Annotated in this window: 1 protein-coding gene; it reads right to left on the bottom strand. The window is 72.6% G+C overall.

Annotation, left to right across the window (positions count from 1 at the left end; translation table 11 throughout):
- Positions 1–620, bottom strand: a 620-nt coding sequence (locus tag CCN51_RS50230) for an alkaline phosphatase D family protein (protein ID WP_211303337.1), incomplete at both ends; no start/stop codon positions are given.

Genomic DNA, 620 nt, shown 5'->3' with positions numbered 1-620 from the left:
TGGACGATGGTGGGCACCTGGGCGTTGAAGCGGCGGAGATTGGCGTCGAGGAGGTTGTACCGGAAGTTGCCCCGGTACTCCGCCAGCGTCTCGGCGACCTTGGACTTCTCCTCCGTGGTGATGTTCCGCCAGGTGCGGCCGTCGGGCAGCGTCACGCTCTGCGTCATCGGGCCGTCGGCGTAGATGTTGTCCCCGCTGCACAGGAAGAAGTCCGGGTCCAGCCGGCGCATCTCCTCGAAGATCCGGTAGCCGCCGAGGTCCGGGTTGATGCCCCAGCCCTGTCCCGCCAGGTCGCCCGACCACACGAACCGCAGCCCCTGGCGGCGGGCCGGCGCGGTACGGAACGTCCCGTACACCGGCTCGCCGGTGCGGCGCGGGTCGTCCGGGTCGGCGAGCAGCACCCGGTAGTGCACCTGGGCGCCCGGCGGCAGCCCGTGCAGCGCGGTGGTGCCGGTGAAGTCGCTGCCGGCGCCCAGCACCGGGCCCCGCCAGCGCCGCGCCTTCGCGAACGACTCGGTCGCGGACGTCTCGACGACCATCCGGGCCGGACGGTCCGAGCGGACCCACACCAGGCCCGAGGACGTCGTGACGTCGCCCACCTGGACGCCCCACTGGGCGCT

It is taken from the genome of Streptomyces milbemycinicus, assembly GCF_002154605.1.
Lineage (GTDB): Bacteria > Actinomycetota > Actinomycetes > Streptomycetales > Streptomycetaceae > Streptomyces > Streptomyces milbemycinicus.
Note: the sequence above shows the minus strand (reverse complement) of the source record. Positions and strands in the feature narration are given on the sequence as shown.